The 23,762-nt window shown below is 56.1% G+C and carries 20 protein-coding genes; 12 read left to right on the forward strand and 8 right to left on the reverse strand.

Translation table 11 applies throughout. From position 1 onward, the window contains the following. Positions 1-19: 19 nt before the first annotated feature. From LG327_RS15445 to gltS, 3 genes are all read right to left on the reverse strand, one after another. Positions 20-631, reverse strand: coding sequence for a hypothetical protein (locus LG327_RS15445; RefSeq protein ID WP_404363236.1), 612 nt, complete (start codon positions 629-631; stop codon positions 20-22). A 160-nt stretch (positions 632-791) separates the two neighbouring features. Then, a complete protein-coding gene (locus tag LG327_RS15450) occupies positions 792-965 on the reverse strand; it encodes an RSP_7527 family protein (protein ID WP_404363237.1) in 174 nt (57 codons plus the stop codon). Positions 966-1,145: 180 nt separating this feature from the next. Continuing rightward, entirely contained in the window at positions 1,146-2,348 is a 1,203-nt protein-coding gene (gltS, locus tag LG327_RS15455) for a sodium/glutamate symporter (protein ID WP_404363239.1), read from the reverse strand. A 1,403-nt stretch (positions 2,349-3,751) separates the two neighbouring features. Between gltS and LG327_RS15460 the strand changes: the two genes are divergently transcribed. Both LG327_RS15460 and LG327_RS15465 read left to right on the forward strand, forming a co-directional pair. Further along, positions 3,752-4,459: an OmpW family protein gene (locus LG327_RS15460; RefSeq protein ID WP_404363241.1), complete on the forward strand. Its 708-nt coding sequence runs from the start codon at positions 3,752-3,754 to the stop codon at positions 4,457-4,459. A gap of 105 nt (positions 4,460-4,564) precedes the next feature. Next, positions 4,565-5,464, forward strand: coding sequence for a dienelactone hydrolase family protein (locus tag LG327_RS15465; RefSeq protein WP_404363242.1), 900 nt, complete (start codon positions 4,565-4,567; stop codon positions 5,462-5,464). Between the two features lie 80 nt (positions 5,465-5,544). Here the strand turns inward: LG327_RS15465 and LG327_RS15470 are convergent, their stop codons facing one another. Next, positions 5,545-7,221, reverse strand: coding sequence for an isovaleryl-CoA dehydrogenase (locus tag LG327_RS15470; protein ID WP_404363244.1), 1,677 nt, complete (start codon positions 7,219-7,221; stop codon positions 5,545-5,547). Between the two features lie 308 nt (positions 7,222-7,529). Here LG327_RS15470 and LG327_RS15475 point away from each other — a divergent pair, with 308 nt between their 5' ends. The 3 genes from LG327_RS15475 (at position 7,530) to ahpF (ending at position 12,089) form a co-directional block, all read left to right on the forward strand. Beyond that, positions 7,530-9,563, forward strand: coding sequence for an alkyl/aryl-sulfatase (locus LG327_RS15475; protein ID WP_404363246.1), 2,034 nt, complete (start codon positions 7,530-7,532; stop codon positions 9,561-9,563). Positions 9,564-9,717: 154 nt separating this feature from the next. Further along, entirely contained in the window at positions 9,718-10,281 is a 564-nt protein-coding gene (gene ahpC, locus LG327_RS15480; protein ID WP_404363248.1) for an alkyl hydroperoxide reductase subunit C, read from the forward strand. Between the two features lie 215 nt (positions 10,282-10,496). After that, positions 10,497-12,089: an alkyl hydroperoxide reductase subunit F gene (gene ahpF, locus LG327_RS15485; RefSeq protein WP_404363250.1), complete on the forward strand. Its 1,593-nt coding sequence runs from the start codon at positions 10,497-10,499 to the stop codon at positions 12,087-12,089. A 122-nt stretch (positions 12,090-12,211) separates the two neighbouring features. Here ahpF and LG327_RS15490 read toward each other — a convergent pair whose 3' ends face one another. Continuing rightward, a complete protein-coding gene (locus LG327_RS15490) occupies positions 12,212-14,371 on the reverse strand; it encodes a 3-hydroxyacyl-CoA dehydrogenase NAD-binding domain-containing protein (RefSeq protein WP_404363252.1) in 2,160 nt (719 codons plus the stop codon). Positions 14,372-14,423: 52 nt separating this feature from the next. Continuing rightward, positions 14,424-15,758 (reverse strand): acetyl-CoA C-acetyltransferase, encoded by a 1,335-nt coding sequence (locus LG327_RS15495; protein WP_404363254.1) that lies wholly within the window; start codon positions 15,756-15,758, stop codon positions 14,424-14,426. Positions 15,759-16,069: 311 nt separating this feature from the next. Between LG327_RS15495 and thpD the strand changes: the two genes are divergently transcribed. Then, positions 16,070-16,984, forward strand: coding sequence for an ectoine hydroxylase (thpD, locus tag LG327_RS15500; protein ID WP_404369470.1), 915 nt, complete (start codon positions 16,070-16,072; stop codon positions 16,982-16,984). Between the two features lie 66 nt (positions 16,985-17,050). On the opposite strand, the gene LG327_RS15505 is transcribed toward thpD, so the two are convergent. Continuing rightward, positions 17,051-17,740, reverse strand: coding sequence for a glutathione S-transferase N-terminal domain-containing protein (locus LG327_RS15505; protein ID WP_404363256.1), 690 nt, complete (start codon positions 17,738-17,740; stop codon positions 17,051-17,053). 254 nt (positions 17,741-17,994) lie between these two features. Here LG327_RS15505 and LG327_RS15510 point away from each other — a divergent pair, with 254 nt between their 5' ends. Then, positions 17,995-18,255 (forward strand): hypothetical protein, encoded by a 261-nt coding sequence (locus LG327_RS15510; protein WP_404363257.1) that lies wholly within the window; start codon positions 17,995-17,997, stop codon positions 18,253-18,255. A gap of 116 nt (positions 18,256-18,371) precedes the next feature. Continuing rightward, positions 18,372-18,833, forward strand: coding sequence for a VLRF1 family aeRF1-type release factor (locus LG327_RS15515; protein ID WP_404363258.1), 462 nt, complete (start codon positions 18,372-18,374; stop codon positions 18,831-18,833). Between the two features lie 38 nt (positions 18,834-18,871). Here the strand turns inward: LG327_RS15515 and LG327_RS15520 are convergent, their stop codons facing one another. Next, positions 18,872-19,744: a MurR/RpiR family transcriptional regulator gene (locus LG327_RS15520; RefSeq protein WP_404363260.1), complete on the reverse strand. Its 873-nt coding sequence runs from the start codon at positions 19,742-19,744 to the stop codon at positions 18,872-18,874. A 152-nt stretch (positions 19,745-19,896) separates the two neighbouring features. On the opposite strand from LG327_RS15520, the gene LG327_RS15525 reads away from it, so the two are divergent. From LG327_RS15525 to LG327_RS15540, 4 genes are all read left to right on the forward strand, one after another. Further along, complete coding sequence (locus tag LG327_RS15525) at positions 19,897-20,766, forward strand: N-formylglutamate amidohydrolase (RefSeq protein ID WP_404363262.1); 870 nt, start codon at positions 19,897-19,899, stop codon at positions 20,764-20,766. Further along, complete coding sequence (locus LG327_RS15530; protein ID WP_404363264.1) at positions 20,754-21,260, forward strand: TRAP transporter small permease subunit; 507 nt, start codon at positions 20,754-20,756, stop codon at positions 21,258-21,260. The genes LG327_RS15525 and LG327_RS15530 overlap by 13 nt, the downstream gene beginning before the upstream one ends. After that, complete coding sequence (locus LG327_RS15535; RefSeq protein WP_404363265.1) at positions 21,260-22,582, forward strand: TRAP transporter large permease subunit; 1,323 nt, start codon at positions 21,260-21,262, stop codon at positions 22,580-22,582. Before LG327_RS15530 ends, LG327_RS15535 begins: the two co-directional genes overlap by 1 nt. A gap of 127 nt (positions 22,583-22,709) precedes the next feature. Further along, a complete protein-coding gene (locus LG327_RS15540; RefSeq protein WP_404363267.1) occupies positions 22,710-23,750 on the forward strand; it encodes a TRAP transporter substrate-binding protein in 1,041 nt (346 codons plus the stop codon). The last annotated feature ends 12 nt before the right edge of the window (positions 23,751-23,762 follow it).

A 23,762-nucleotide genomic window follows, 5' to 3' on the forward strand; every position in this document is an offset into this window, starting at 1 on the left:
GTTGGTCAGGAATCGGGAGTCAGCTCCAGAAATTCCACCAGGCCTGAGCGTTTTCACGCTTCTTCTCAATACCTTTTTCACTGCCTTTGTTGCCAGGGTCAGCCTGCCTCTGGCCGGAGCTTCTCTCTTCTTCAGCGCGCTCATCAGCTTCTTCCCGACGCTCCGCAGCCTCCTCTCGACGCTCTTCGGCAGCCTCGCGCTCTTCTTCTGCCCGTTCCCCGCCCTCTTCGCGACGTTCTTCGGCCGCTTCGCGCTCGCGTTCAGCGCGCTCTTCGGCTTCTTCCCTGCGATTTTCCTCCAGGTCACGCTCACGGTCGGCACGGTCTTCAGCTTCTTCGCGCCGCTCTTTTGCTGCCTCGCGCTCTTCGTCTGCCCGCTCTTTGCCAGCCTCGCCATGCTTTTCGGCCTTTTCCCTGGCTTCCTTTGCTTTTTCGTGACCTTTCCTGCGCTCTTTATCGGCTTTTTCAAACGCCTCGTCGCGACGGGACTCGCCCTGCTCCGCCCTGGACGATCCCGCATCGGCGCCAACACCGGCGGGTGAATTGCCCTGGGCCAATACAGCAGAAGAGGTGAAAATAGCGGCGACGGCAACGCCGGTCAGGACCGGATGAATTCGTGTAAAACGCGTCATATACAATTTCCTGTTATTACCCATCAGAAGTGAAAGCTGGCCTACTCTGGACTGACGTTCGAATAGCGGATAGGGTTCCGACTTGCGCCAGCCGGGGGCTGCAACTGCATCAAGGGGGCGCAGAGGCTCAGGCAAGCCCGGGTAACTGTAACCAGTCGGGTTACGCTGGGGTCGGATCCGCAGTCGAAGTTGCCGTCGGCCTTTGGAATGCCTTACCGATCGTCCTGAAGATTTTTCTGACGGCTGCGCTGAGATACTGGGCACGTACTACCCTAGCCTGATGAATGAGGGTAGAAGGGGAATACTGTTGTGTGTTCATTAATCGGTCCTGCATGAAAGAATAATAGGTTGCTAGGGTTATTGTCCCCCTTATTCAAGACATGCCCAATACGTTAAAGCCGCAGATTACCGGGGTTTAAGACTCGCAGGTTCAGACTTGCTACCTCATCCCCATGCAGTTGGCGTAGCAGGTTGTGGTGGCTGGAAGGTCCGTTTGATCGGTCAGTTGATTGGCTCAACCCTGGTTGCTAAATATGTCCAGTCCCAGCAGCAGTTGCACCAGGCTCGCGTTGGCAATATCGATAAAGAAAGCTCCCAGCAACGGAATGACCATGTAGGCTTTTGGGCTTGGTCCGAACCTGTTAGTCAGAGCGTTCATGTTTGCAATTCCCACGGGGGTCGCACCCAGACCCATGCCAATGAAGCCTGAAGAGATACAGGCGGCGTCATAATTTCGACCCAGCAGGGGAAATACCACAAAGATAGCCAAGAGGCTGATGACAATCGCCTGCATCGCCATAATCACGCTGATCAGCCCGAAGGCGCCCTGAAGGGAGAGAAGAGGGAGACTGATCAGGCTCATACCGAGAAAAAGCTGGAGGCTCAGGTCGCCAACCATCTGAATCGGGCGGTGATCAATGGTGACGCGGATCAGCTCAAGGCCGTTAGTCAACAATATGCCCAGAAACATGGCCGTCAGGAATGCCGGCAAACGGATGCCAAAGCCGGAGAGCCATCCATAAACCGTGGCGCCCAGTGCAAAGCAAAGAGAAATCAGTAGCACGGCGGTCAGCACACTGTTCAATTCTATGACGTAGGTGATATTTTTACCGGACTCTATGTGTGGAAGCTCACGGGGCTCGTCCTCTGAATGCAAGCTGTTTCTCCGGATAAGCCATGCCCCTACGGGCCCGCCGATCAGGCCTCCTGAAATCAGACCCGCTGTTGCGAACGTCATGCCCATGGAACTTGCGTTCGTCAAACCGAAGTGTTCCTCGAACAGCTGACCCCAGGTGATGGCAGTGCCATGGCCGCCGGCCAGCGATATGCTGCCTCCAATCAAGCCCAAAAGAGGGCTTTCGCCGGCGACCAACGCCATCAGGGTCCCTGTCAGGTTCTGGAACAGCAGCAGCGCGACCGCGAGCCCCAGCATGATCGCCAATGCCTTGCCACCTTCCAGCATCTGGCGCACTCGTGCCGACAGGCCGATGGTGCTGAAAAAAGTAATAAGCAGAAGGTCCCGAAGCTGGAGATCAAATCGGATCTCGCGGTCGGTGGTTGCCTCAATGATGGCCACCAGTGCACTGATAAGCAGGCCACCTGAGACGGCAGGCGGAATGTTGTATTTATGGAGGAAGCCGATGCTTCGATTGATATGGAATCCGATCCATAGTGCAATGATCGCGATAGCAACCGTCACCGGTGTGTTTATCATCATGGCGCGTCTTCCCAGGTAAATTTACAGAAACAGTACCTTCCCGACTTTCCGTCCTGTCCCGGATCGAAGCCAGGCCACGCTGCTGGCAAATATAACTGTCCCGGGATTACCCTTGTCCTGATTTACCTTCAGTTTCGCCATTCTCAGCAACAACACAAGTACCCACTGAGAGGCTGTATGATTGTCAGGGTATCGACCCTGCTCGGGCGCATCGTGCTGTTCCTGCTGAGCCACTCTGGTCGTCTCAAACCGCTAAAAACCGGACCCGATCTGTTTTCCCCGGAACGCCGTAACAAAAAATCCCGCAGGCGTGTGTTTTGGACTAATGGAAACATTGATCGATTAGCGGAATCTGAAGCGCTTAATCCAAAATCCATAAAGAACATGTATAATGGGTAAACTTTCAGTAATTACTGCCGTATTCATGTTGTCCACGGCCAGCAGCAGCGGTCTGGCCATGGATAGTAGTGCCGATCGTATCAATGAAAAGAGAAGCTATCCCCCAGGAGGTAGCCCAGCTGAATGTAAAAAAGCAGCTGAGAAGAGAGAATCCTGAAACCAGTCCATGCCAGAGAATGCCAAAACGCACACCGCGACCAGGCACAGATAGGCGACACTGTCGAAATATTTTAACGTTATTAGCGTCTGATTATTAATTCTGAATTTCACGGAATACTGCGTTGTGTCACTTTGCCCCACCTGACTGGCGGCTTTTTTTGAGAGACCGGTCAAAAAGCGTCAAAAGCCTTGCTGATTTCCGCAAACTATTTTTTGATATAAGTGTTTTCACTACATTTTATTAACTTATTTTATGCATACTTTAGTATTTTTTTATCCGCCGTAGTCGTATAGTGAATTATCGCACTTTGCGATTTATAATCGAAACGTTTAATAAAAGGGATCTTTATGAATAATATAATATACATTGTGGGTTTAGTGGTTGTGGTTCTGGTTATTCTGTCCTTTCTCGGCTTACGCTAGCCTTGATTCGAGCGGCGATGGTACTTCTGATAGGCCAAAGGGCCTGATCGCTTAGTCACAGTGCACGAAGTGGCCTTTTTAAAAATTCCTCAGGTTTTTGATAATGGCCACCTGAGTAACTCTAAATAAAACCAGTTTGTATGGAGCTGTAATCATATATAATCCAGATTTCTGCAACCAGATTGGAGCTGCGTATGGATTCTTCCGCGCCCTTGAGTACGGTCACGTTGCTCTGGGCATTAACCCATGCAGACCTGGTGCCAGAGATTTATGATACAGGGCGTAGATGATCTGCCCGGAAAAACAATCAACCTTGCTCCAGATCAAGTTTTCCCCCGCCTCAACCTTGTCCCATGTCAATTGTCTGATCCGACCAGCCGGTAAAATGCCCGGGGTCAACATTTCAGATCAAGGACATTACCGTGCTTCGTACCTTTACTCCTGGCATTCTCACTTTCACTATTCTTGCCGCTCCCATTGCTCAGGCTTATGAAGGGGGCGACTTTATTCTGCGCGCCGGCCCCGCGCTCGTGGATCCCGATTCATGGAGTTCTACCGTCGAAGTGGATGACGTGGGTCCAATTGCAGGCTGGAAGGTGGATGTTGAGTCCAACACCCAACTGGGCATTACCAGCACCTACATGCTGACTGGCAATTTCGGCGTGGGGCTGCTGGCCGCAACGCCGTTCAGGCATGACATAGAGGGTGCAGATGCGATCGATGGTGCAGATCTCGGTGAGACCAAGCATTTGCCTCCCACATTGACGCTGCAATACTTCCCGATGGGCAGCGCCTCCAGGCTCCAGCCCTATGCGGGAATCGGCATCAACTACACCACCTTTTTTGACGAAGAAACCACCCCAACCCTGACCGCCGCTGTGGCCCCCCTCGCTGCAGGCATCGATGACACCAAACTGGATCTGGACGACAGCTTTGGCCTGGCTCTGGAGCTGGGTGTCGATTTTGCGCTGACCGACCGTTTCGGCCTGAATGCCGCAGCCTGGTACATCGACATAGACACAGATGCCACCATTGACGCATTTGCAGATGGCGTCAAAGTGGCTACGGCGACCACGGATGTAGAGATCGATCCAATGGTTTACATGGTTGGTTTCAGCTACAGATTCTAGCCCGGAAAGGCCGGCAGCCCTGCCACCAAGTCAGGAAACACGACCATTGGCAAATAAGCCCGCTGCGCTCTATCTTTAAGAGATAACACCCTCGCGGAGCCAGCCATGGAATCGACACAGGTTTCAACACCCCGCCCTATCCCCCAGGAAGCTTTCGACTGGTACGACGAATATGCTCATGGCCTGATTGACCGCAGGACTTTTATGGCGCGCCTTGCCGGCCTCGCCTCGCTGGGTATCAGCCTGAGTGTTCTGACAGGCGCCTTGCTGCCCAATTACGCGTTGGCGGAGCAGGTGTCGTTTAACGATCCGGACATCAGGGCCAGCTACGAGAAGTTCCCCTCGCCTGAAGGCCACGGAGAATGCCAGGGCTACCTGGTGTCACCGACGACCGTTCAGGGCAAAGCGCCAGGGGTACTGGTAATTCACGAAAACCGCGGACTCAATCCCTATATCAAGGACGTCGCTCGCCGTCTGGCAAAGTCCGGTTTTGTGGCGTTTGCACCGGACGCCCTTTACCCATTGGGCGGATATCCGGGCAACGATGATGAAGGCAGGAGCATGCAGGCCAGCATGGATAAAGCCAAACTTGAGCAGGACTTTATCGCCGCGGCACAATTTCTGGAAAATCACCAGTCAACCACCCACAAGCTGGGCGCCGTAGGTTTCTGTTTTGGGGGTTACATTGCGAACATGCTCGCCGCGTCCATTCCAGATCAAATAGATGCTGCAGTCCCCTTCTACGGCTCGCCTCCCGCCGAGGAGCTGCGCGCCAATGTGGAAGGCCCGCTGATGCTTCACTTTGCCGGCCAGGACACCCGGATAAACAATACCTGGCCGGAATACGAGAAGGTGCTGAAAGAGAATAACGCGGAGTATGTTGCTCATCTGTACGAAGGCGTTAACCATGGTTTTCACAATGATTCGACCGGTCGCTATGCCGAAGAGGAAGCAGAACTGGCCTGGTCGAGAACCCTGGAGTTCTTCGAGAGGCATCTCCGATAGCGCCTCCTCGCAAACCAGCTCGGCATGCATTTCCGGGACCACCACCTGCTCGCTCGAGGCCAGCCGGGTCGGGCCGGTCTTCAGCCCCGCGGCGCAGCCCTTTCGACGATGCCATGAAGATCGGCACTGGCCGGCAGGGTGCCAAAGGCGAGCCCGGAATCCCCACCAAGGCGGGATACGCAGAACGCATCACTGACTGAGGCGTTGCCAGCCTGGATCAGCACCGCCGCCTGCAGTGCCAGCGCCACGTTCTCCGACAGACGGCGGGCGCGGATTTCCATATTATCGCGATCAGCAAAAGCCTTCTGCAGCTTGTCGAGATGGGCATCGTAGTGGCGGTTGGAACCCACCGGTGCTTTCAGCTCTTCCATCAGCGCGTCCATGGTCTTGGGATCGCGTGTGATGGCCCGCAGTACGTCCAGGCACTGCACGTTGCCTGAACCTTCCCAGATTGAGTTTAGCGGCGCCTGGCGGTACAGCCGGGGCATGATGTGTTCTTCCACGTAGCCGGCCCCACCCAGGCATTCCTGAGCCTCATTCACCTGTGCCGGGGCGCGTTTGCACACCCAGTATTTGCCAACGGGAGTCAGTATGCGCGCAAGCATTTTGGACTGTTCATCACCACGGGCAGCCTGATCGAAAGCGCGAGCAGTCCGCATGGTCAGCGCAAGGGATGCCTCCGACTCCAGCGCGAGATCCGCCAGCACGTTAACCATCAGAGGCTGTTCAATCAGTCGCTTGCCAAATGCCTCACGATAACTGCAGTGATGTATGGCCTGGGCAGTGGCGTGACGCATGAGCGCCGCGGAGCCCAGCATGCAATCCAGTCGCGTCTGGCCAACCATCTCGATAATGGTGGGCACGCCCCTGCCCTCTTCGCCCACCATCCAGCCGAAGGCGCCGGTGAACTCAACCTCGCTGGATGCATTGGACCAGTCACCCAGCTTTCCTTTGAGGCGCTGAACGTTAATAGCATTACGGGTGCCGTCCGGCCGCCACTTGGGCAGCAGGAAACAGGAAAGGCCGCCATCGGAATTGGCAAGCACCAGCCAACCGTCGCACATGGGGGCCGAGAAGAACCACTTGTGGCCCACCAGCTCATATTCGCCGCCAGGGCCGGGATTGCCCAGAGCATAAGCGCGGGTGGTGTTGGAGCGAACGTCAGAACCGCCCTGCTTTTCCGTCATGCCCATGCCGATGGTCAGGCCACGCTTCTGGTCCATGGGTGCGCATTTTGGATCATACTCGTTCGCCAGAATGCCTGGCAGCCAGGCTTTGGCAATTTCTGGCTGTTTCTGGAGCGTGGGGACACACGCATGAGTCATGGTGATCGGGCACATGGTGCCTGCTTCGAACTGGTTGTGCATGTAAGTCAGCGCCGACCGCACCACCTGTGAGCCGTCCTGCTTCCCGGTCCAGGTCAGGCTGTGCAAACCGTTTTCCTTGGCGATGGCCATGGAGCGGTGGTAGGCGGGGTGGAATTCGACTTCGTTGATCCGATGCCCATAACGATCAAAAATACGTGGCTTCGGTGGATTCTCGTTCGCTTCGAAGCCAACCTGGTAGAGTTCATCGCCACACAGGGCTCCAAAGCGCTGGAGTTTTTCTTCGCCCCAGGCACCATTTTCCCGGGCGACTGCCTCCCGCAAGGCGGTGTCGGTGGCGTAGGCGTTGAAGCCATCCTCAAAGCGGGGCGGCTGGTTGGTGACCTCGTGGGTCGCCTCGTTGATTCGCGGGATGACGGTATCTGAAGTCATGATGGATTCCTTCTGAAGCAGGCCGATTTGCGATCGCGCCCTGATGGCTATTCCGGCAAGGTCGACTGGGCAGCGAATAAACTGAACTGCCGTTCATTTCTTTGAATCTATTTGGCCTCAAGCTGCGCTCGCTGTCAATGCTTTAGCTTCAGCCAAGGCCCAGTGACTACGCAAACCTGCTCCCGGCCTCGCCAATCGGCTACGGAAGTCAACTCCGATGCCGGCATATCCGGACAGCCTCGGCGCCTGAAGTTATTGAAGTACAATGGGTGGGATAACCGATAACAACAGACTCAAAGGTTTGTCCCATGCCCCCGTTTTTCAGGATTTTTCCTGTTCTGCTGTCAGTCTTTACCCTGCTCCTTGCGGGATGCGATTCCGCCCCCGGCCCGTCATCCGAAGCCAATGGGCCCGGGCATACCGGCCCAACAGCCAGCACCAGTAAGGCCAACCGGCAGGTCCTTGGGCAACGGCCCTTTGATACCCGCGATGATTTTGAGAATGCGCGACAGGGTCTGATTGCACAGGATCCGCAGTTGGTGATTGGCCACCCAGCCGGCGGTGAGGTCTGGAACATGCCCGCATACTCTTTCATTGATAGCGAGGGCGAAAACACCCCTGCGTCGGTTAACCCCAGCCTCTGGCGGCAGGAGGCACTTAACAATATCCATGGCCTGTTCAGGGTAACGGACGGCCTGTACCAGGTCCGGGGTTACGATCTGGCCAATATGTCGATTATCGAGAGCGACACCGGATGGATTCTGGTTGACCCGCTTACCGCCCTGGAAACTGCCAGTAAAGCCTTTCTGTTTGCCCGCCAACAGCTCGGAGAAAAGCCGGTGCGGGCGATCATCTTTACCCATAGCCACATTGACCATTTTGGCGGCGTGCAGGGTGTGTTGCAGCACCTTTCCGAGGACGAGAAGGCCAGCCTGCGGATTATCGCCCCAGCCGGCTTTGAGGAAGAAGCCACCAGCGAAAACATCATCGCCGGGCCGGCCATGACACGACGGGCAATGTTCATGTACGGCAAGCGGCTGGAACGCAATGATCGTGGTCACGTGGGCACCGGTCTGGGTAAAGGCCCGGCGTTTGGCACCTTTGGCTTTGCCAGGCCCACGGATCTGGTCGAGGAAACCGGCACAGAGATGATAATCGACGGCGTGCCAGTGGTTTTTCAGATAGTGTCCGGCTCCGAGGCACCCGCTGAATTCACATTTTATCTGCCAGAACTTAAAGCGTTTGGTGGCGCGGAGCTCGTCAGCCGCAACATGCACAACCTTTATACTCTCCGTGGTGCGAAAGTGCGTGATGCGCGGATATGGAGTGGCTACATCAATGAAGCGAAAACCCTGTTTGCCGATGCCGATGTGTATTTTGGCAGCCATCACTGGCCGCTCTGGGGACGGGAAAATATTCAGGACTTCCTGAGCAAACAGCGCGATACCTACAAGTTCATTCACGATCAGACCGTCCGTTTGATGAACCAGGGCGCCACGCCGCGGGAGATTGCTGAAAACCTGCAATTGCCGCCAGCGCTGAGCGAGGATTTCCACAATCAGGGCTATTACGGCACCGTGTCTCATAACGCCAGGGCGGTCTATCAACATTACCTGGGTTGGTTCACCGGCAATCCAGCACACCTCAACCCACTACCCGAAACCGATTCGGCAAAACGGTATGTGAAGATGATGGGTGGTGTCAGGAATGTCCTCGAAAAGGCGCGGCAGGAATTCAACAACGCCGCTGAAATGGACGCAATGGAAGGCCGCGATACCTATCGCTGGCTGGCGGAGCTGCTCAATCATGCAGTTTTTGCCGCTCCGGACAACGAGAATGCCAAAGCATTGCTGGCGGATGTATATGACCAGCTGGGCTATCAGGCCGAATCTGGCCCCTGGCGTGACTTCTATCTCACGGGCGCTTATGAGTTACGGCATGGTGCGCCGGAGGAAGGCCTCAAACCGGCCATGATGCGTGAGGTTCTGCTCAATACGCCAGTGTCACTCTTCTTTGACAGCATGGCCGTGCGGCTGAAAGCAGAGGATGCAGAAGGCGAATCCATGACCGTCAAAATAACCTTCACGGACCTGCAGGAAAGCTATCTTCTCACGTTGCAGAATTCAGTCTTGCATCACCGGACAGCCCCGGAGGATACCGCCGCCGACGCTACACTCAGAGTGACGAGACCGATGTTCGTGGACTTGCTCGTGGGCAATGCCGGACTCAGGGAACTGTTGTTCAGTGACGACATCAGCTTTGAGGGCAGCAAGCTGGACCTGGTCGGCTTTTTTGGCATGCTGGACAAATCCGAGGGCAGGTTTAATATCGTGACGCCCTGATGACTCTTCTGTGCTCTGTTCAGTTCGCGGCGAAAGACAATATAGGCTTTACCTATAGCGAAAGTTGAGACAATTAATTTTAACCCGCGGCCGGTAATCATTATCGTGCTACCTGAATTCAGATATTCCACTCAAGCACGAGGAGCCATCGCACATGGGCATTATCAACAGCGAGATCAAACCCTTCAAAGCAACCGCCTTCAAAAATGGCGAGTTCGTCGAAATCTCCGATGCGGATGCAAGGGGCAAGTGGTCAGTCTTCTATTTCTACCCGGCCGACTTTACCTTCGTATGCCCCACCGAGTTGGGCGACGTGGCAGACAAGTATGAAGAGCTGAAGGACCTCGGCGTGGAAGTCTTCTCTGTTTCCACAGACACCCACTTCACCCACAAGGCATGGCACGACAGCTCTGAAACCATCGGTAAAATCAATTACTACATGGTGGGCGACCAGACTGGCACCATCACCAACAACTTCGGTGTGATGCGTGAAGGCCAGGGCCTGGCAGATCGCGCTACTTTCCTGGTAGACCCGGATGGCATCATCCAGTCCATCGAAGTAACTGCTGAAGGCGTTGGTCGGGACGCCGACGAGCTGCTTCGCAAGGTCAAGGCAGCCCAGTACGTTCGTAACCACCCGGGGGAAGTCTGCCCCGCCAAGTGGAAAGAAGGCGAAGCCACACTGGCACCATCCCTTGACCTGGTTGGCAAGATCTAAAATTGCGGCCAGGAAAACCTCAGAAGGCCCGCTCTGCGGGCCTTCTTTGTCTCTTCAGCACAAACCCAGACCACCAATAGTAATTACATATCGTATCGCTTGTTTTAATCAATTTTTACTCTGGTCGTCTGATCCGTATCCTTATGTCTGATTTGATTGATAACTCAACCTGAGTTCAGACGTTCAGTTTCACGATATCCAGAGAGGAAGCGCGCATGTTGGATGCCAGTATCAAGCAGCAATTGAAAGCTTACATGGAGAAGTTGCAGCAACCTATCGAGCTGGTTGCCGCTTATGATGACAGCGACAAGTCACAGGAGCTGAAGCAGCTGCTGGATGAAATCGAGCCCATGTCTGCGAAAATCAGCCTGCGTACTGAAGAGTCACCGGACGTTCGCCGGCCTTCATTCGCCATCAACCGGACAGGTACGGATATCGGAGTCCGCTTTGCCGGCATTCCCATGGGCCACGAGTTCACCTCCCTGGTGCTGGCGTTGCTGCAGGTGGGCGGTCACCCGCCGAAAGTCAGCGAAGCCGTTATTGAGCAGGTGAAGGCTCTGGATGGCAACTTTGAGTTTGAGACCTATTTCTCCCTCTCCTGTCAGAACTGCCCGGACGTGGTCCAGGCCCTGAACCTGATGAGTGTACTGAACCCCGGGATCAAGCACACCGCCATCGACGGCGCGCTCTTCCAGGACGAGGTGGAACAGCGTGAGGTCATGGCCGTACCCAGCATCTACATGAACGGCAAGCCGTTTGGCCAGGGGCGCATGACCCTGGAGCAGATTATAGCCAAGGTGGATACAGGTGCCGAAGCTCGTGAAGCGGAGAAGCTCAAACACAAGGATCCGTTTGAAGTGCTGGTGGTTGGTGGTGGCCCAGCAGGCTCTTCTGCGGCCATCTACGCGGCGCGCAAGGGCATCTCAACCGGTATCGTCGCCGAACGCTTTGGTGGTCAGGTGTCAGACACAATGGGCATCGAGAATCTGATTTCAGTGCCCTACACCGAAGGTCCAAAGCTGGTGGCCGCCATGGAGCAACACGTTAAAGAGTACAACGTGGACATCATGAACCTGCAGCGCGCCGAGAAACTGATTCCCGCCGCGAAGCCGGGCCAGTATCACCAGATTCAACTGGCCAACGGTGCCTCGCTCAAGTCCCGCACCCTGGTACTTTCAACCGGCGCACGCTGGCGCCAGCTGGGCGTTCCCGGTGAAGAGGAGTTTCGGAACAAAGGTGTGGCCTACTGCCCCCACTGCGATGGCCCCCTGTTCAAGGGCAAGCGCGTAGCGGTTGTTGGCGGTGGCAACTCCGGCGTAGAAGCCGCGATCGACCTGGCTGGCATCGTTGGATATGTCACCCTGCTGGAATTTGCCCCTGAACTGAAGGCGGACGACGTGTTGCAGAAAAAACTGCGCAGCCTGAAGAACGTGGAAATCCTGACTTCCGCACAGACAACCGAGGTCGTGGGGGAGAACGGCAAGGTCAGCGGCATGAACTACAGGGACCGGAACACCGGTGAAGAACATCACGTGGCGCTGGAGGGCGTGTTCATTCAGATCGGCCTGGTGCCAAATACCGAGTGGCTGAAGGGTGACATCGAACTCAGCAAGCACGGCGAGATCATCGTAGACGAGCGAGGTGAGACCTCCATTCCGGGCGTGTTCGCCGCGGGGGACGCCACCACCGTGCCCTACAAACAGATCGTAATTTCCATGGGTGAAGGCTCAAAGGCGGCTCTTGGCGCCTTCGACTTCCTTATCCGCAACACCCTCGACGAGTCAGATGAGGAAGAGCAGGCGGCCTGAACCGCCGCCTGAAACCAGGTTCACACACGGCTGACCCTTCGCGGTCGTGTTTGCAGCCCGCTGTCCGGCTTCCGGATAGCGGGTTTTTTTTGCCGTTCAGATAACGCCAGGTAAGTCAGGGCCTACTCGGCGGCAGTTTTTTTCGATCCGGATTTGGTAGCTGCAGACTGTTTTTGCGAGCCTTTCGCCGACCACCCGGAATCAGGCTTGAAGCGCTCGCCGTAGCGGTCGGCCAGCTTTTCGAGTGCCTGATGGATGTCGTCGAAGCCGCGAGTACGGGCATAGGTCATGGGGCCACCGCGGAAGGGTGCGAAGCCGGTACCGAATATCATGGCGCCATCGGTCAGTTCCTCGTTTTCAATGACCTTGTCCGTCAGGCACGCCATACAGGCGTTCAGCATGGGCAGAAGCAGCCGGTCGAGAGCATCTTCCGGAGCATCAGGCGGGTTGTCCTGCTTCTCGGCCTTGCCTTTTTTCCAGTCGTAAAGCCCCTTGCCGGTCTTCTTTCCAAGGTTGCCCTGGTCCACTTTCTGCTGCAGCCATTTCGGCGCCGGTGGCATGGCAGTATCAAGGCGGTCCCGGAGCATCTCTGCAACGCTGAGGCAGATATCCAGTCCTACCTGATCAGCCAGTTCGATGGGGCCCATGGGCATGCCGAACTCTTCTGCCACCTGGTCAATGGTCTCGGCGTCTATGCCCTCGTCCAGCATGATCATGGCTTCCACCAGATAGGGCGTCAGGGCCCGGTTGACGAGGAAGCCAGGTGCAGTTTCCACGGGTGCCGGCAGCCGGTCTATCTGGCCGACGAATTTTCGTGCCCGCTCCAGCAGACTCTCGTCCACCTTGTCCTGCCTGACCACTTCCACCAGGGGCATTTTTGCCACCGGATTGAAGAAATGCAGGCCCACCAGACGTTTGGGATCTTTCAGTTTCTCGCTGAGTGTTTCCAGGGGAATACTGGAGGTATTGGTCGCCAGAATGGCCCCTTCCTTCAGCTTTGGCTCGACCTCTTCGTAAACCTTCTGCTTGATTTCAACTTTTTCCGGCACCGCCTCGATCACCAGATCGGCGCGGCTGATGCCCCGGTTGTTCAGATCCGGAGTCATCCGGTCGAGAATGTCCCGGGTCTGGGCTTCTGAGCGGTGTTTGCTCTCGCACAGCTTCGCCAGCTTGCAAACCGCTTCAGCGATTTTGTCCGGCTCCATGTCGAACAGGCTCACAGTCAGCCCCTGATAGGCGCACCAGCCTGCAATATCGCCGCCCATTTCCCCGGCGCCGATCACGTGAACGTGGCGAATCGGGTCTGCCTCTGACCTGGTCAGCCCCTTCATTTTCTCGCGCAGGAAAAACACCTTGACCAGGTTGCGGGAGGTTTCCGTCATCATGAGATTGGCAAAGGAAGCAATCTCCGCCTTGAGCATGGCGTCCGAATCACCGCCATACTGCTCCCACAGGTCAATGAGTGCCCCGGGCGCAGGATAATGCTGAGGAGGCGCCTTTTTGGCCGCCTGGGAACGCATCTGGCGGGTTTCAAGCTGCCGGGCCGGTTTGCTGGACAGCACCCTGCCCCGGAAACCGCTGTTGCTCTGTTCAATATCGCCATTCACCGCAGCCCGCACGGCCGCCCTGACGTGCCGCTCTTCCACGACATCGTCCACCAGGCCCATTTTCCTGGCCTTGCTGTGGGGGACGGTCTTGCCGGTCATCATCATGGTCATGGCTTCAATGGGATCGCACAAATGAGTGAATCGCGCGGTGCCACCGAGGCCGGGATGCAGGCCCAGCTGGATCTCGGGAAAGCCGACTTTGGCCCCGGGGATGGCAATCCGGTAGTCACAGCAGAGGGCCAGTTCCAGGCCGCCGCCCAGGCAACCGCCATGAATCACTGCCACTGTGGTGAAGGGCAGAGCTTCAAACCGGTTGACGACGTCATGAGCGGCTGTCAGCTTCTCCACTAGTTCGGACTCGGATTCCAACTGGGAAAACTCCGATATGTCCGCCCCCAGGCAGAATCCTGAGGGCTTGAACGAACGGACCACCAGGCCCTCTGGCGGGTCCTTTTCCAGCTGTTCAACGATTTTGCCAAGCTCTTCGATCACAGCGGCGGAGAGCACGTTAGCGCTGGCGTCTTTTTTGTCGAAGATCAGCCACGCCAGATCGTTATCATCACGGTCCAGCTTCCAGTGCTTCCAGTCCTGTTTACCGGCTTTTTTTCCTTTTACGTCAAACGGCCCCCGTTCCATTTCCCGGGCGCTCAGTGCTTCAAGAATATGACCTGTCATCGGTGCCTCCTAAACCCTTTGGCTAAACTGTCGCTGCTGCCGCCTTCAATGGCTAAACCGTCTCGATGAGCATTGCTCCGGACTGTCCGCCGCCAATGCACTCAGTGGCAATGCCCCGCTTGAGGCCCTTACGCTGCAACGCATTCATCAGGTGCAGAACAATCCTGTTGCCGCTGGTTCCGACTGGATGCCCTATTGCCACGGCGCCGCCATCCACGTTCAGCCGATCGGGATCGAGTTTGCCCATGGGTTTGGTGAGACCCAACGCTGTTTTGCAGAATTCAGCATCCTGCCAGGCTGCGGTACAGGACAGCACCTGGGCTGCGAAGGCCTCGTTGATCTCCCAGAGGTCAATATCGTTGAGGCCGGAGTTGTGGCGTTTTAACAGTTCAGTGGAGCTGAGAACCGGGCCCAGCCCCATGATTTTGGGATCCAGAGCAGACCATTCGCTGTCGATAATGACGGCTTTGGGCTCCAGCCCGTACTTTTTGACCGCTTCCTCGGATGCAAGAATCATCCAGGAGGCACCATCGGTCACCTGGGAGCTGTTGCCAGGAGTTACCTGCCCATAGGGTGGCTCAAACGCGGGTTTCAGCTTGGCCAGTGCGTCGGTCGAGGTGTCTCCCCTTACCCCATCGTCTGCCTTGAATATCTCCCCCGCCGGAGAAATTGACGCCTCTATTTCATTGTCCAGCCAGCCCTCTTCCTGCGCTTTGGCCAGGCGCTGGTGGCTCGTAACAGCGTACTCGTCCGCCTGTTCACGGCTGATATTGAACTGTTGCGCCAGCACCTCGGCGGTCTGGCCCATGCTCAGCCCGACAATTGGGTCGGTGAGGCCTTTGACCAGGCTGATCTCTGGCTTGAAGCTTCCAGGACTGAACTGGGCAAGGTGCTTCAGATAATCCTGTGGAGAAGATGCGGCGCTCAGGCCCGCCAGCCACTCCACGGCATCATCCTGCAGCATCATCGGAGCATGGCTCAGCGCGTCCGTACCACCGGCGAGTATCAGATCACTGTGGCCATCCCGGATGTACCTGTAGGCGGTATCGATGGACTGCATGCCGGAACCGCAGTTGATCTGTACCGTGAAGGCGGTCATTGCCTCTCCCATACCCATCCGCAGAGCCGCGATACGCGCCGGGTTCATTTCGGATGGGATGACGTTGACGCAACCGAGGATAACCTGGTCAAAAGCATCTGCCGGCATGGGCTGCCGCAGAAGGAGGGGGCGTCCGCACTGGACCGCCATATCAACCGGGGAAAATGGGCCAGGCCGGCCTTTGGCTTTCAGAAAGGGGGTTCGGGCACCGTCAACAAGATACACCCGGCGTGGGTTGCTGCTGTTGCCCGCTTTGCTGCTTCTGGGTTTCGTGGAGTTCCGTGTCATTGACATCCCTCGCCTGATCGAAAGTTTCTGCAAAAAGATTTGCTAACCAGATCTGGAAAGAACTGCTTGGGAAGCTTTCCTGATTCAACGTTCCTGTTGCGATGCACTTGTTAAAGAATGGACTCATTCCCAAAAGTTTCAAGGGTAGCAATGAACGGGACGGGAAAGCCGCTGCCTCTCCCCTGATGCCTGGCGTGCGCTTGAATTAGATGTATCTGGTCCGCAAGTTTTAAGAGGGCGATCAAAAAAATATGCAATCTCATCGCCCCGGACAAAACTTCAGGAAAACAGATAAGGGAGACAAAATGACAATGAACACCGAGACACGACTCCAGGATGAGTTCCCTACCCGGCTTGAAAGGAAGGTGGAAATGTTTCAGCGCCTGGATCCCGTCGTGCATACGCCAGAAGAACGCTGGGCCGAGGGTCCACTGTCGGAGGAAAGAGTCCGGGAATTTGACGAAAAAGGCTTCATGTTCTTCGAATCTTTTTTCTCGCAGGACGAAATGGACGGCTTTATCAGGGAACTGAAGGATTACGAGGATGATGAAGACCTGAAAGTGTCTGAGGGAACCATTCTGGAGCCAGGCAAAGAGGAAATCCGCTCAATCTTCGGCATCCATGAGATATCGGAGCGTTTTGACCGGCTGACGCGGGACCCGAAGCTGCTGGCTATGGTCAAACAGCTGCTGGACAGTGATGTGTATATCCACCAGTCCCGCATCAATTACAAGCCCGGATTCAAGGGCAAGGGTTTCAACTGGCATTCCGATTTTGAGACCTGGCACAGTGAAGATGGCATGCCGAAAATGCGCTGTCTCAGCTGCTCCATCGTCATGACCGACAACAACGAATTCAACGGTCCGCTGATGCTTATTCCCGGGTCACACAAGAATTTCATCCCCTGTGTGGGACGCACGCCGGAAAACAATTACAAGAAGTCTCTCAAGAGTCAGACCATTGGTGTTCCTGACGACCGCAGTCTGCAGCAACTCATGGACGAGGGCTTTATCGAGGCACCAAAAGGCCCGGCAGGCTCTCTGATTGTATTCGAGTGCAATACGCTGCATGGGTCCAACACCAACATGTCCTGCTGGCCGCGCAGCAACCTGTTCTTTGTTTATAACAGCGTTCACAACACCCTGGTGGAGCCATTCTGCGGCAACAAGCCCCGTCCGCAGTTCCTGGCAAACCGGAAGAACTGGGAGCCCCTCAAACCGGTCTGAGTCCAGTGGTGACGCGAGCCGGGAAATACTGAGAGGCTCCCGGCCGCGCCCCTTCCCGCGTCCTGATCAGGATCCAAAAGGAGCCCGCTCAGCGGATTCCTTTTTTTGTTCGTCCGTGGGAATTTCCATACCCCGCTTTACCGCAGGTCTGTCACCAACGCGCTTTAGCCAGTCGAGCAGGGAGTGCAGGCTGGCAACCGCCCTGTTGTCTATTTCCCTGTGCTCTTCCACTGCGCTTTTCGTCCAGGCATAGCTGGCGACATCCGCGATGCTGTAATTCTTTCCTCCAAGCCAGGGCATTTTTTTCAGGCGCCCGTCCATCACCTGCAACAGCCGCAATGATTCATCCCGGTAACGCCGGATACCCACCTCGCTTTTCTCCGGCGCAGCATTTTTGAACCAGTGCCACTGCCCAACCATGGGGCCAAGGTGAGCCATCTGGAAAAACAGCCAGCCCAGTACTTCGGTGCGCTCCGGGCCACTTTCGGGAAGCAGCATGCCGGTTTTTTCGGCGAGGTAGACCAGCAGGTTGCCTGATTCGAATACTCTCCTGGGTTCTCCGGCCGTCTCACCTTCGGCGTCGTGATCCACGATTACCGGTATCTTTCCGTTGGGGCTCAGGCTCCGGAATCTCTGGTCATGCTGCCAGCCTTTGCCAATATCCACCGCTATAACATTATAGGGCAGCCCCACTTCTTCAAGCATGATGGACGCCTTCCTGCCGTTGGGGGTGCTCCAGGTGTACAGATCTATCATTGCGAGTCCTCCCTGTTGTTCACTTTAAACGAGGGTCCTTTTCACCCTAAACCCTGCCGGCACAGATATAAAGCAGCGCTTCACGGAGCACGCCTGTCGCCGGCACGTGAACGTCTTTTGCGCGTCCCTGCCCCCCAGACCTTGAAGAGTCGACAAAAAGCCTTACAGTCTAAGGGAAAGGCAAGCTCGCGGATGAGATGTTTGACGGCTCCTTGCCATTCATCTCACGGCGCGACTTTTTTCAGGAGGCAGCAATGGAAGACCCGAAAACGGTGGTGAAGACGGAACCGCGTAAAAGCCTGCTTGTCCTCTTCATCATGGGACTGCACGGCCTGATCATTGGCGGCATCGTCCTGTTCAGCGCGGGCAGCATAGGCAGCGGGAATACCCAGATGGCAGAGGGAGTCGGCTGGATTCTGGTGTCGGCGGGCGTGCTTTGCATGCTCTTATACGGCTGGGCCCGGCGGCAGACCCTCAACAGAAAAAAGGAACAGAAGCCGGGGGAAAAATATTGAATCAGTCCGGTTTCCCTGTCACACCGGATAAAGTCAGTTTCACTGGCGTAACCAGTGGATGAAGGCGACAATTAAAAAACAGGAATCATTCAGTCACTTTCCCAAGGAGGCGTTTGATGAGCAACCCTCATTTCACCATGCCCAGAGTCCGAATTCTTGTTGCTGACGCCAGCAACGCCCGTCTTTTCCGGGTGGAAAGTCCTACGGGCGATCTGATCGAGATGGATACGGAAACCAACCCGGAAGCACGCATGCAGCAGCGCGAACTGACGGATGACAAACCCGGGGAGCAGACTTCCCATGCGAAGGACAGCCGCAGCGTGGTGGATACGTCATCCGAGCCCAAAGACAATGAGATACAGCGTTTCGCGCGTGACATTGCCGACAAGCTGGAGAAAGCACGGAACGATGGTGATCTGGAAAAGCTGTATGTGGTGGCCCCGCCCCGCTTTCTGGGTGAGCTTCGCAGCCAGATGTCGCCCAATCTGAGGGCTGTTGTAGTGGAGGAAATCAACAAGGACCTCTCACACCTGAACGCAAGGGATCTGCGCAAGCAGCTGCCCGAAAGACTCAAGTAATCTCCCTCAGGCTTTTTCACCTGGCATCCTGAGTGATGTCAGGTGAACTTCCGGAAGAAGCCGGTGCGATCAAACATGTCCTCAAGAGCTTCCATACGCGGCCGCGCATCTGGCCACAACCTCTCCTGAATATCCGCAAGCATGGTTTCCAGCAACAGCAGTATCGCTACGGTTGAGTCCCAGGCTGAAGGTACGCCAATCCTGCTGCTGAAGCACTGGTTCGCGAAGCGTTGCACCGGTGAACACCACTGGTCCGTGAACAGGATGATTTCAGCACCTCTCTCAGCAGCCATCTCCGCCAGTTTCAGGGTGCTGCTCTCGTAACGCCTGACATCGAAAATTACGAACACGTCTCCTGCCTTCACATCCAGCAGGTAGTGGGGCCAGGCATTTGAGATGGTTGGTATATGGGTGATCCCGCTTCGCATCACTTGCATATGCAGGTAAAAATAGTCTGCCAGAGTTCTCGTGATGCGCCCCCCGACCACGTAGATGGCCCGGTCCTTTTCAGTGAGCATTGCGCAGCTGGAATCAAATACGTCCGTCTCCACCTGGGCCAGGGAGTTGCGGATATTGTTTATTGCCGCATCGGCAAAGCGGTTAAGTATGTGGCCGCCCGGCGCCTTTTCTGCCCAGTTGTCATGCTTGGCAATGGGGTTGGAAATTCTCGCTTCCAGCTCCCGGTAAAGCGCTGTCTGAAAATCAGGAAAGCCCTTGTAGCCCAGTTTCTGAACCATTCTCGCGACAGTCGGCGTGGACACCCCCGCATTCTGGGCGACAGTGGTGATGGACCCCAGACCGGACGCCGGGTAATTTTCCAGTATCAGATCTCCAAGCTGCCGCTCAGCCCGGGTCAGCGAACCGGCCTGCTGCTGGAGCCGCTCTGCAATGGTGTCTGAAACGGTGGTCAATCTGCCCTCCTCCCAGTGTGATTTCCCAGCCAAGCCTATCTTTTTATAACCCCGACGTATTCTCCCCGCCAGTGAAATGAAGAATTTATTTCAGAAAATAATTTGACGCTGGCCATTTCCTGAACAATTCTCTTCTGAACCCGGAGGCTTGAGTGAAAAACCACCAGAGCAACACTGAATCCCAGATTACCGCTGGCTCGACGCCCAAAACTGCCCTGGCGTCTGAGCGCCCTGCCCGACTGTTAAACGGCAACGCCGACTCGTCGCTACTGCTGGTCTGTGAACACGCCTCCAACTATATTCCGCCACAATTCAATGACCTGGGAATCGACTCAGCCCTGCAATCAAGCCATATCGCCTGGGATCCCGGAGCACTCGCTGTAGCTAACCTCCTGAGCAAAAGCCTGAACGCTCCCGTTGTCGCAAGCGCCGTATCCCGGCTGGTCTACGACTGTAACCGCCCCCCCGAAGCGGAGGACGCGATACCCACCCGCAGCGAAATATACGACATTCCGGGCAACGTCAGCCTGACTCACGGCCAGAGAACTGATCGGATGCAGGATTTCTACCTCCCATTCGAATCACTTCTGGCGAACACCCTTGCAGGCATGCCATCCAGACCATCTGCGCCGGTTCTGGTGACCGTGCACAGCTTTACGCCCGTCTACAACGGCCAGAGACGGACGACAGAAATCGGCGTACTCCACGACACTGACAGCCGGCTCGCGGATGCTCTGCTAAAGCTGGCACCAAGGCACAGCAGCCTGATTTTCCGGCGCAACAACCCCTATGGTCCCTCCGACGGCGTGACCCATACCCTTAAACGTCACGGAGTCCGCAATGGCCTGATGAACGTCATGGTGGAGATTCGCAACGACCTGATTACGACAGCAGATGACCAGCGGCGGATGGCAGACATGATAGCCGGCCTTCTGGTTGATGCGCTTACCCGTCTTATGCCAGGTCAGAGGTTAAAGGTGGGCTCCGTGAAGCGCAAAGGGGGACCGGAATGCCAGCTGTAATGACTGCCTATGTCCGCTTTGTTGATGCTCTGAATTACCGAATTGGCCGGTTCATGATGTACGGCATTTTTATCATGCTGGGTGTGCTGCTCTGGTCTTCCATCTCCAAAACCTTCTTTTACCCATCCCTCTGGACCCTCGAAGCGGCCCAGTTCGCCATGGTCAGCTATTACATTCTGGGCGGCCCCTATTCGATGCAACTTGGAAGCCACGTACGCATGGACCTGTTCTACGGAAACTGGTCAGACCGGAAAAAAGCCTGGATTGACGCCTTTACGATTTTCTTTCTGATCTTCTTCCTGGGGGTTCTCCTCTACGGCGCCTGGGACAGCACCAGTTACTCCCTGAAATACGGCGAAAGAAGTCCCTCTGCCTGGCGGCCCTACATGTGGCCCATCAAGGTGGTGATGTGCATCGGCTTTCTGCTGATGCTTCTGCAGGCGATTTCCGAGCTGTTCAAGGATATCGCCAGGATTCGTGGAGAGGCGCTCTGATGTCCACCAACCTGATCGCCCTTTTCATGTTTTCATCCATGATGCTTCTGCTGATGACAGGGCAGCGGGTGTTTGGCGCCATTGGCGTCGTAGCCGCAGTCGCGGCGGTGGCTCTCTGGGGAACCGGCGGTTCCGATATCCCCTTCTCCTCCGCCATGAAACTGATGGACTGGTATCCGCTGCTCACCCTGCCGATGTTCATCTTCATGGGTTATATACTTTCCGAATCGAAGATCGCTGACGATCTATACCGGATGTTCCATGTATGGATGGGCCCCATCCACGGCGGGCTGGCGATAGGGACCATTGGGCTGATGGTGCTGGTATCCGCCATGAATGGCCTCTCCGTTGCAGGAATGGCGATTGGCGCCACCATTGCACTGCCGGAGCTGCTGCGCCGGGGGTATGACAAACGCATGGTGACCGGCGTCGTTCAGGCAGGATCCTCCCTGGGTATTCTGGTACCGCCGTCGGTGGTGCTGGTGCTCTACGCCATGATTGCGCGCCAGCCCGTGGGTCAGCTGTGGCTGGCCGGCGTTTTCCCGGGCCTGATCATGGCATTCATGTTTATTCTCTACATTGCCATCCGCTGCCGTTTGCAGCCGGAGCTGGGGCCAGTCCTGCCGGAGGATGAACGACGGGTAAGCCTCGCAGAAAAGCTGAGGCTCCTGCAGGCCGGTCTGCTTCCGGTAGGCATTTTTGCCACCATGATGGTGCCCTTCATAAATGGCTGGACCAGCCTGGTGGAAAGCTCCGCCATAGGAGCCATGGCAGCTTTTTCGGCCGCCGTCCTGAAACGGCGGATGAACCGGCTTGTGTTCGAGAACTCCCTGCGCCAGACCCTTGCCATCTCCTGCATGTTCATGTGGATCATCCTGGCTGCCCTGGGTTTTGGCGCCGTGTTTGACGGCCTGGGGGCTGTCGATGCCATCGACACTCTCTTTACCGACCAGCTGGGTCTCAACCCCTGGGTGATCCTGATCCTGATGCAGCTGTCCTTCCTGCTGATGGGCACCTTCCTGGACGACACAGCCATGCTGGTCATAGTCGCCCCCCTTTACGTTCCCCTCGTTGGGGCCCTGGGATTCGACCTTATCTGGTACGGCATTCTCTACACCATCACCACCCAGATCGCCTACATGACGCCCCCGTTCGGCTACAACCTTTTCCTCATGCGGGCCATGGCGCCGCCGGAGATCACCCTGAGGGATATCTATATCTCCATCCTGCCTTTTGTCGGGGTGATGATCCTGGCGCTGGCGCTGATCATGGTGTTTCCGCAGATCGCGCTCTGGCTGCCGGAGTATGTATACAACAAATAAGGTTTTGCTTAACCAGCAATACCAGACGGGCCGTCAGAGGCATGCACCATCGCCGGGAAAGGCTTAGTCAGGAGAACCGGAAAGCCGGAACAGGGCTTTCAAACCGAGTGCACTCAAGGAGAGTATCATGACCTCACGCCGCAAGTTCCTCACCTCCGCTGCTGCCCTGGCGGGCGCAGCCGCCATAGCACCAAACAGCCTCTACGCCGCCGATCCAAAAATAAAATGGCGAATGCAGACCTACGCCGGTCCGGCCCTGGCTGCCCATGTCATAAAACCCGCAATCGACAGTTTCAACCGGATTGCCGGCAATGAAATGCAGATCGAGCTTTACTACGCCGACCAGCTGGTACCCACCAGCGAGCTCTTCCGGGCCATGCAGAAAGGCACCATCGATGCCGTCCAGTCAGATGATGACTCCATGGCCTCCCCCACAGAAGTCACCGTGTTCGGCGGTTACTTCCCCTTCGCCAGCCGTTATTCGCTGGACGTTCCCGTATTGTTCAACCAGTACGGACTGAACGAAATATGGGACGAAGAATATTCAAAGGTTGGCGTGAAACACCTGTCAGCCGGTGCCTGGGACCCCTGTCACTTCGCCACCAAGGAGCCCATAAACAGCCTTGAGGACCTCAAGGGCAAGCGGGTGTTCACCTTCCCCACGGCCGGGCGTTTCATGAGCCAGTTCGGCGTAGTACCCGTGTCCCTGCCGTGGGAAGACATTGAAGTAGCGGTTCAGACTGGCGAACTCGATGGCATCGCCTGGTCCGGCATCACCGAGGACTACACGGTAGGCTGGGCGGATGTTACCAACTACTTCCTCACCAACAATATCTCCGGCGCGTGGGCGGGCTCCTTCTTTGCCAACATGGACCGGTATAACGAACTGCCGGAGCACCTGAGAGAACTGCTCAGACTGGCGATGGACAGTTCCCACTATTATCGCCAGTGGTGGTACTGGGGTGGCGAGGCCAAGCTGCGCACTGAGGGAACCAAGATGAAGCTGACCACCATTCCCGACAAGGAATGGGCTGAGGTGGAAAAAGCGGCGTTCAAGTTCTGGGATGAGATCGCCGCGCAATCCGAAACCAAGGCCCGTGTGGTGAAGATCCTCAAGGAATACAACAGCACCATGGAGAAAGCCGGACGGCCCTACCGCTACACTTGAAAACGACCCTCC

It is taken from the genome of Marinobacter sp. (assembly GCF_044799475.1).
Lineage (GTDB): Bacteria > Pseudomonadota > Gammaproteobacteria > Pseudomonadales > Oleiphilaceae > Marinobacter.

What these genes read in the sequence shown, in the direction of transcription:
- LG327_RS15535 (WP_404363265.1), top strand. Translation starts at nt 21,260, where the DNA reads ATGTCCACCAACCTGATCGCCCTTTTCATGTTTTCATCCATGATGCTT.
- LG327_RS15475 (WP_404363246.1), top strand. Translation starts at nt 7,530, where the DNA reads ATGCCCCCGTTTTTCAGGATTTTTCCTGTTCTGCTGTCAGTCTTTACC.
- ahpC (WP_404363248.1), top strand. Translation starts at nt 9,718, where the DNA reads ATGGGCATTATCAACAGCGAGATCAAACCCTTCAAAGCAACCGCCTTC.
- LG327_RS15490 (WP_404363252.1), bottom strand. Translation starts at nt 14,371, where the DNA reads ATGACAGGTCATATTCTTGAAGCACTGAGCGCCCGGGAAATGGAACGG.
- LG327_RS15465 (WP_404363242.1), top strand. Translation starts at nt 4,565, where the DNA reads ATGGAATCGACACAGGTTTCAACACCCCGCCCTATCCCCCAGGAAGCT.
- LG327_RS15540 (WP_404363267.1), top strand. Translation starts at nt 22,710, where the DNA reads ATGACCTCACGCCGCAAGTTCCTCACCTCCGCTGCTGCCCTGGCGGGC.
- thpD (WP_404369470.1), top strand. Translation starts at nt 16,070, where the DNA reads ATGAACACCGAGACACGACTCCAGGATGAGTTCCCTACCCGGCTTGAA.
- gltS (WP_404363239.1), bottom strand. Translation starts at nt 2,348, where the DNA reads ATGATGATAAACACACCGGTGACGGTTGCTATCGCGATCATTGCACTA.
- LG327_RS15505 (WP_404363256.1), bottom strand. Translation starts at nt 17,740, where the DNA reads ATGATAGATCTGTACACCTGGAGCACCCCCAACGGCAGGAAGGCGTCC.
- LG327_RS15510 (WP_404363257.1), top strand. Translation starts at nt 17,995, where the DNA reads ATGGAAGACCCGAAAACGGTGGTGAAGACGGAACCGCGTAAAAGCCTG.
- LG327_RS15450 (WP_404363237.1), bottom strand. Translation starts at nt 965, where the DNA reads ATGCAGGACCGATTAATGAACACACAACAGTATTCCCCTTCTACCCTC.
- LG327_RS15515 (WP_404363258.1), top strand. Translation starts at nt 18,372, where the DNA reads ATGAGCAACCCTCATTTCACCATGCCCAGAGTCCGAATTCTTGTTGCT.
- ahpF (WP_404363250.1), top strand. Translation starts at nt 10,497, where the DNA reads ATGTTGGATGCCAGTATCAAGCAGCAATTGAAAGCTTACATGGAGAAG.
- LG327_RS15530 (WP_404363264.1), top strand. Translation starts at nt 20,754, where the DNA reads ATGCCAGCTGTAATGACTGCCTATGTCCGCTTTGTTGATGCTCTGAAT.
- LG327_RS15470 (WP_404363244.1), bottom strand. Translation starts at nt 7,221, where the DNA reads ATGACTTCAGATACCGTCATCCCGCGAATCAACGAGGCGACCCACGAG.
- LG327_RS15445 (WP_404363236.1), bottom strand. Translation starts at nt 631, where the DNA reads ATGACGCGTTTTACACGAATTCATCCGGTCCTGACCGGCGTTGCCGTC.
- LG327_RS15495 (WP_404363254.1), bottom strand. Translation starts at nt 15,758, where the DNA reads ATGACACGGAACTCCACGAAACCCAGAAGCAGCAAAGCGGGCAACAGC.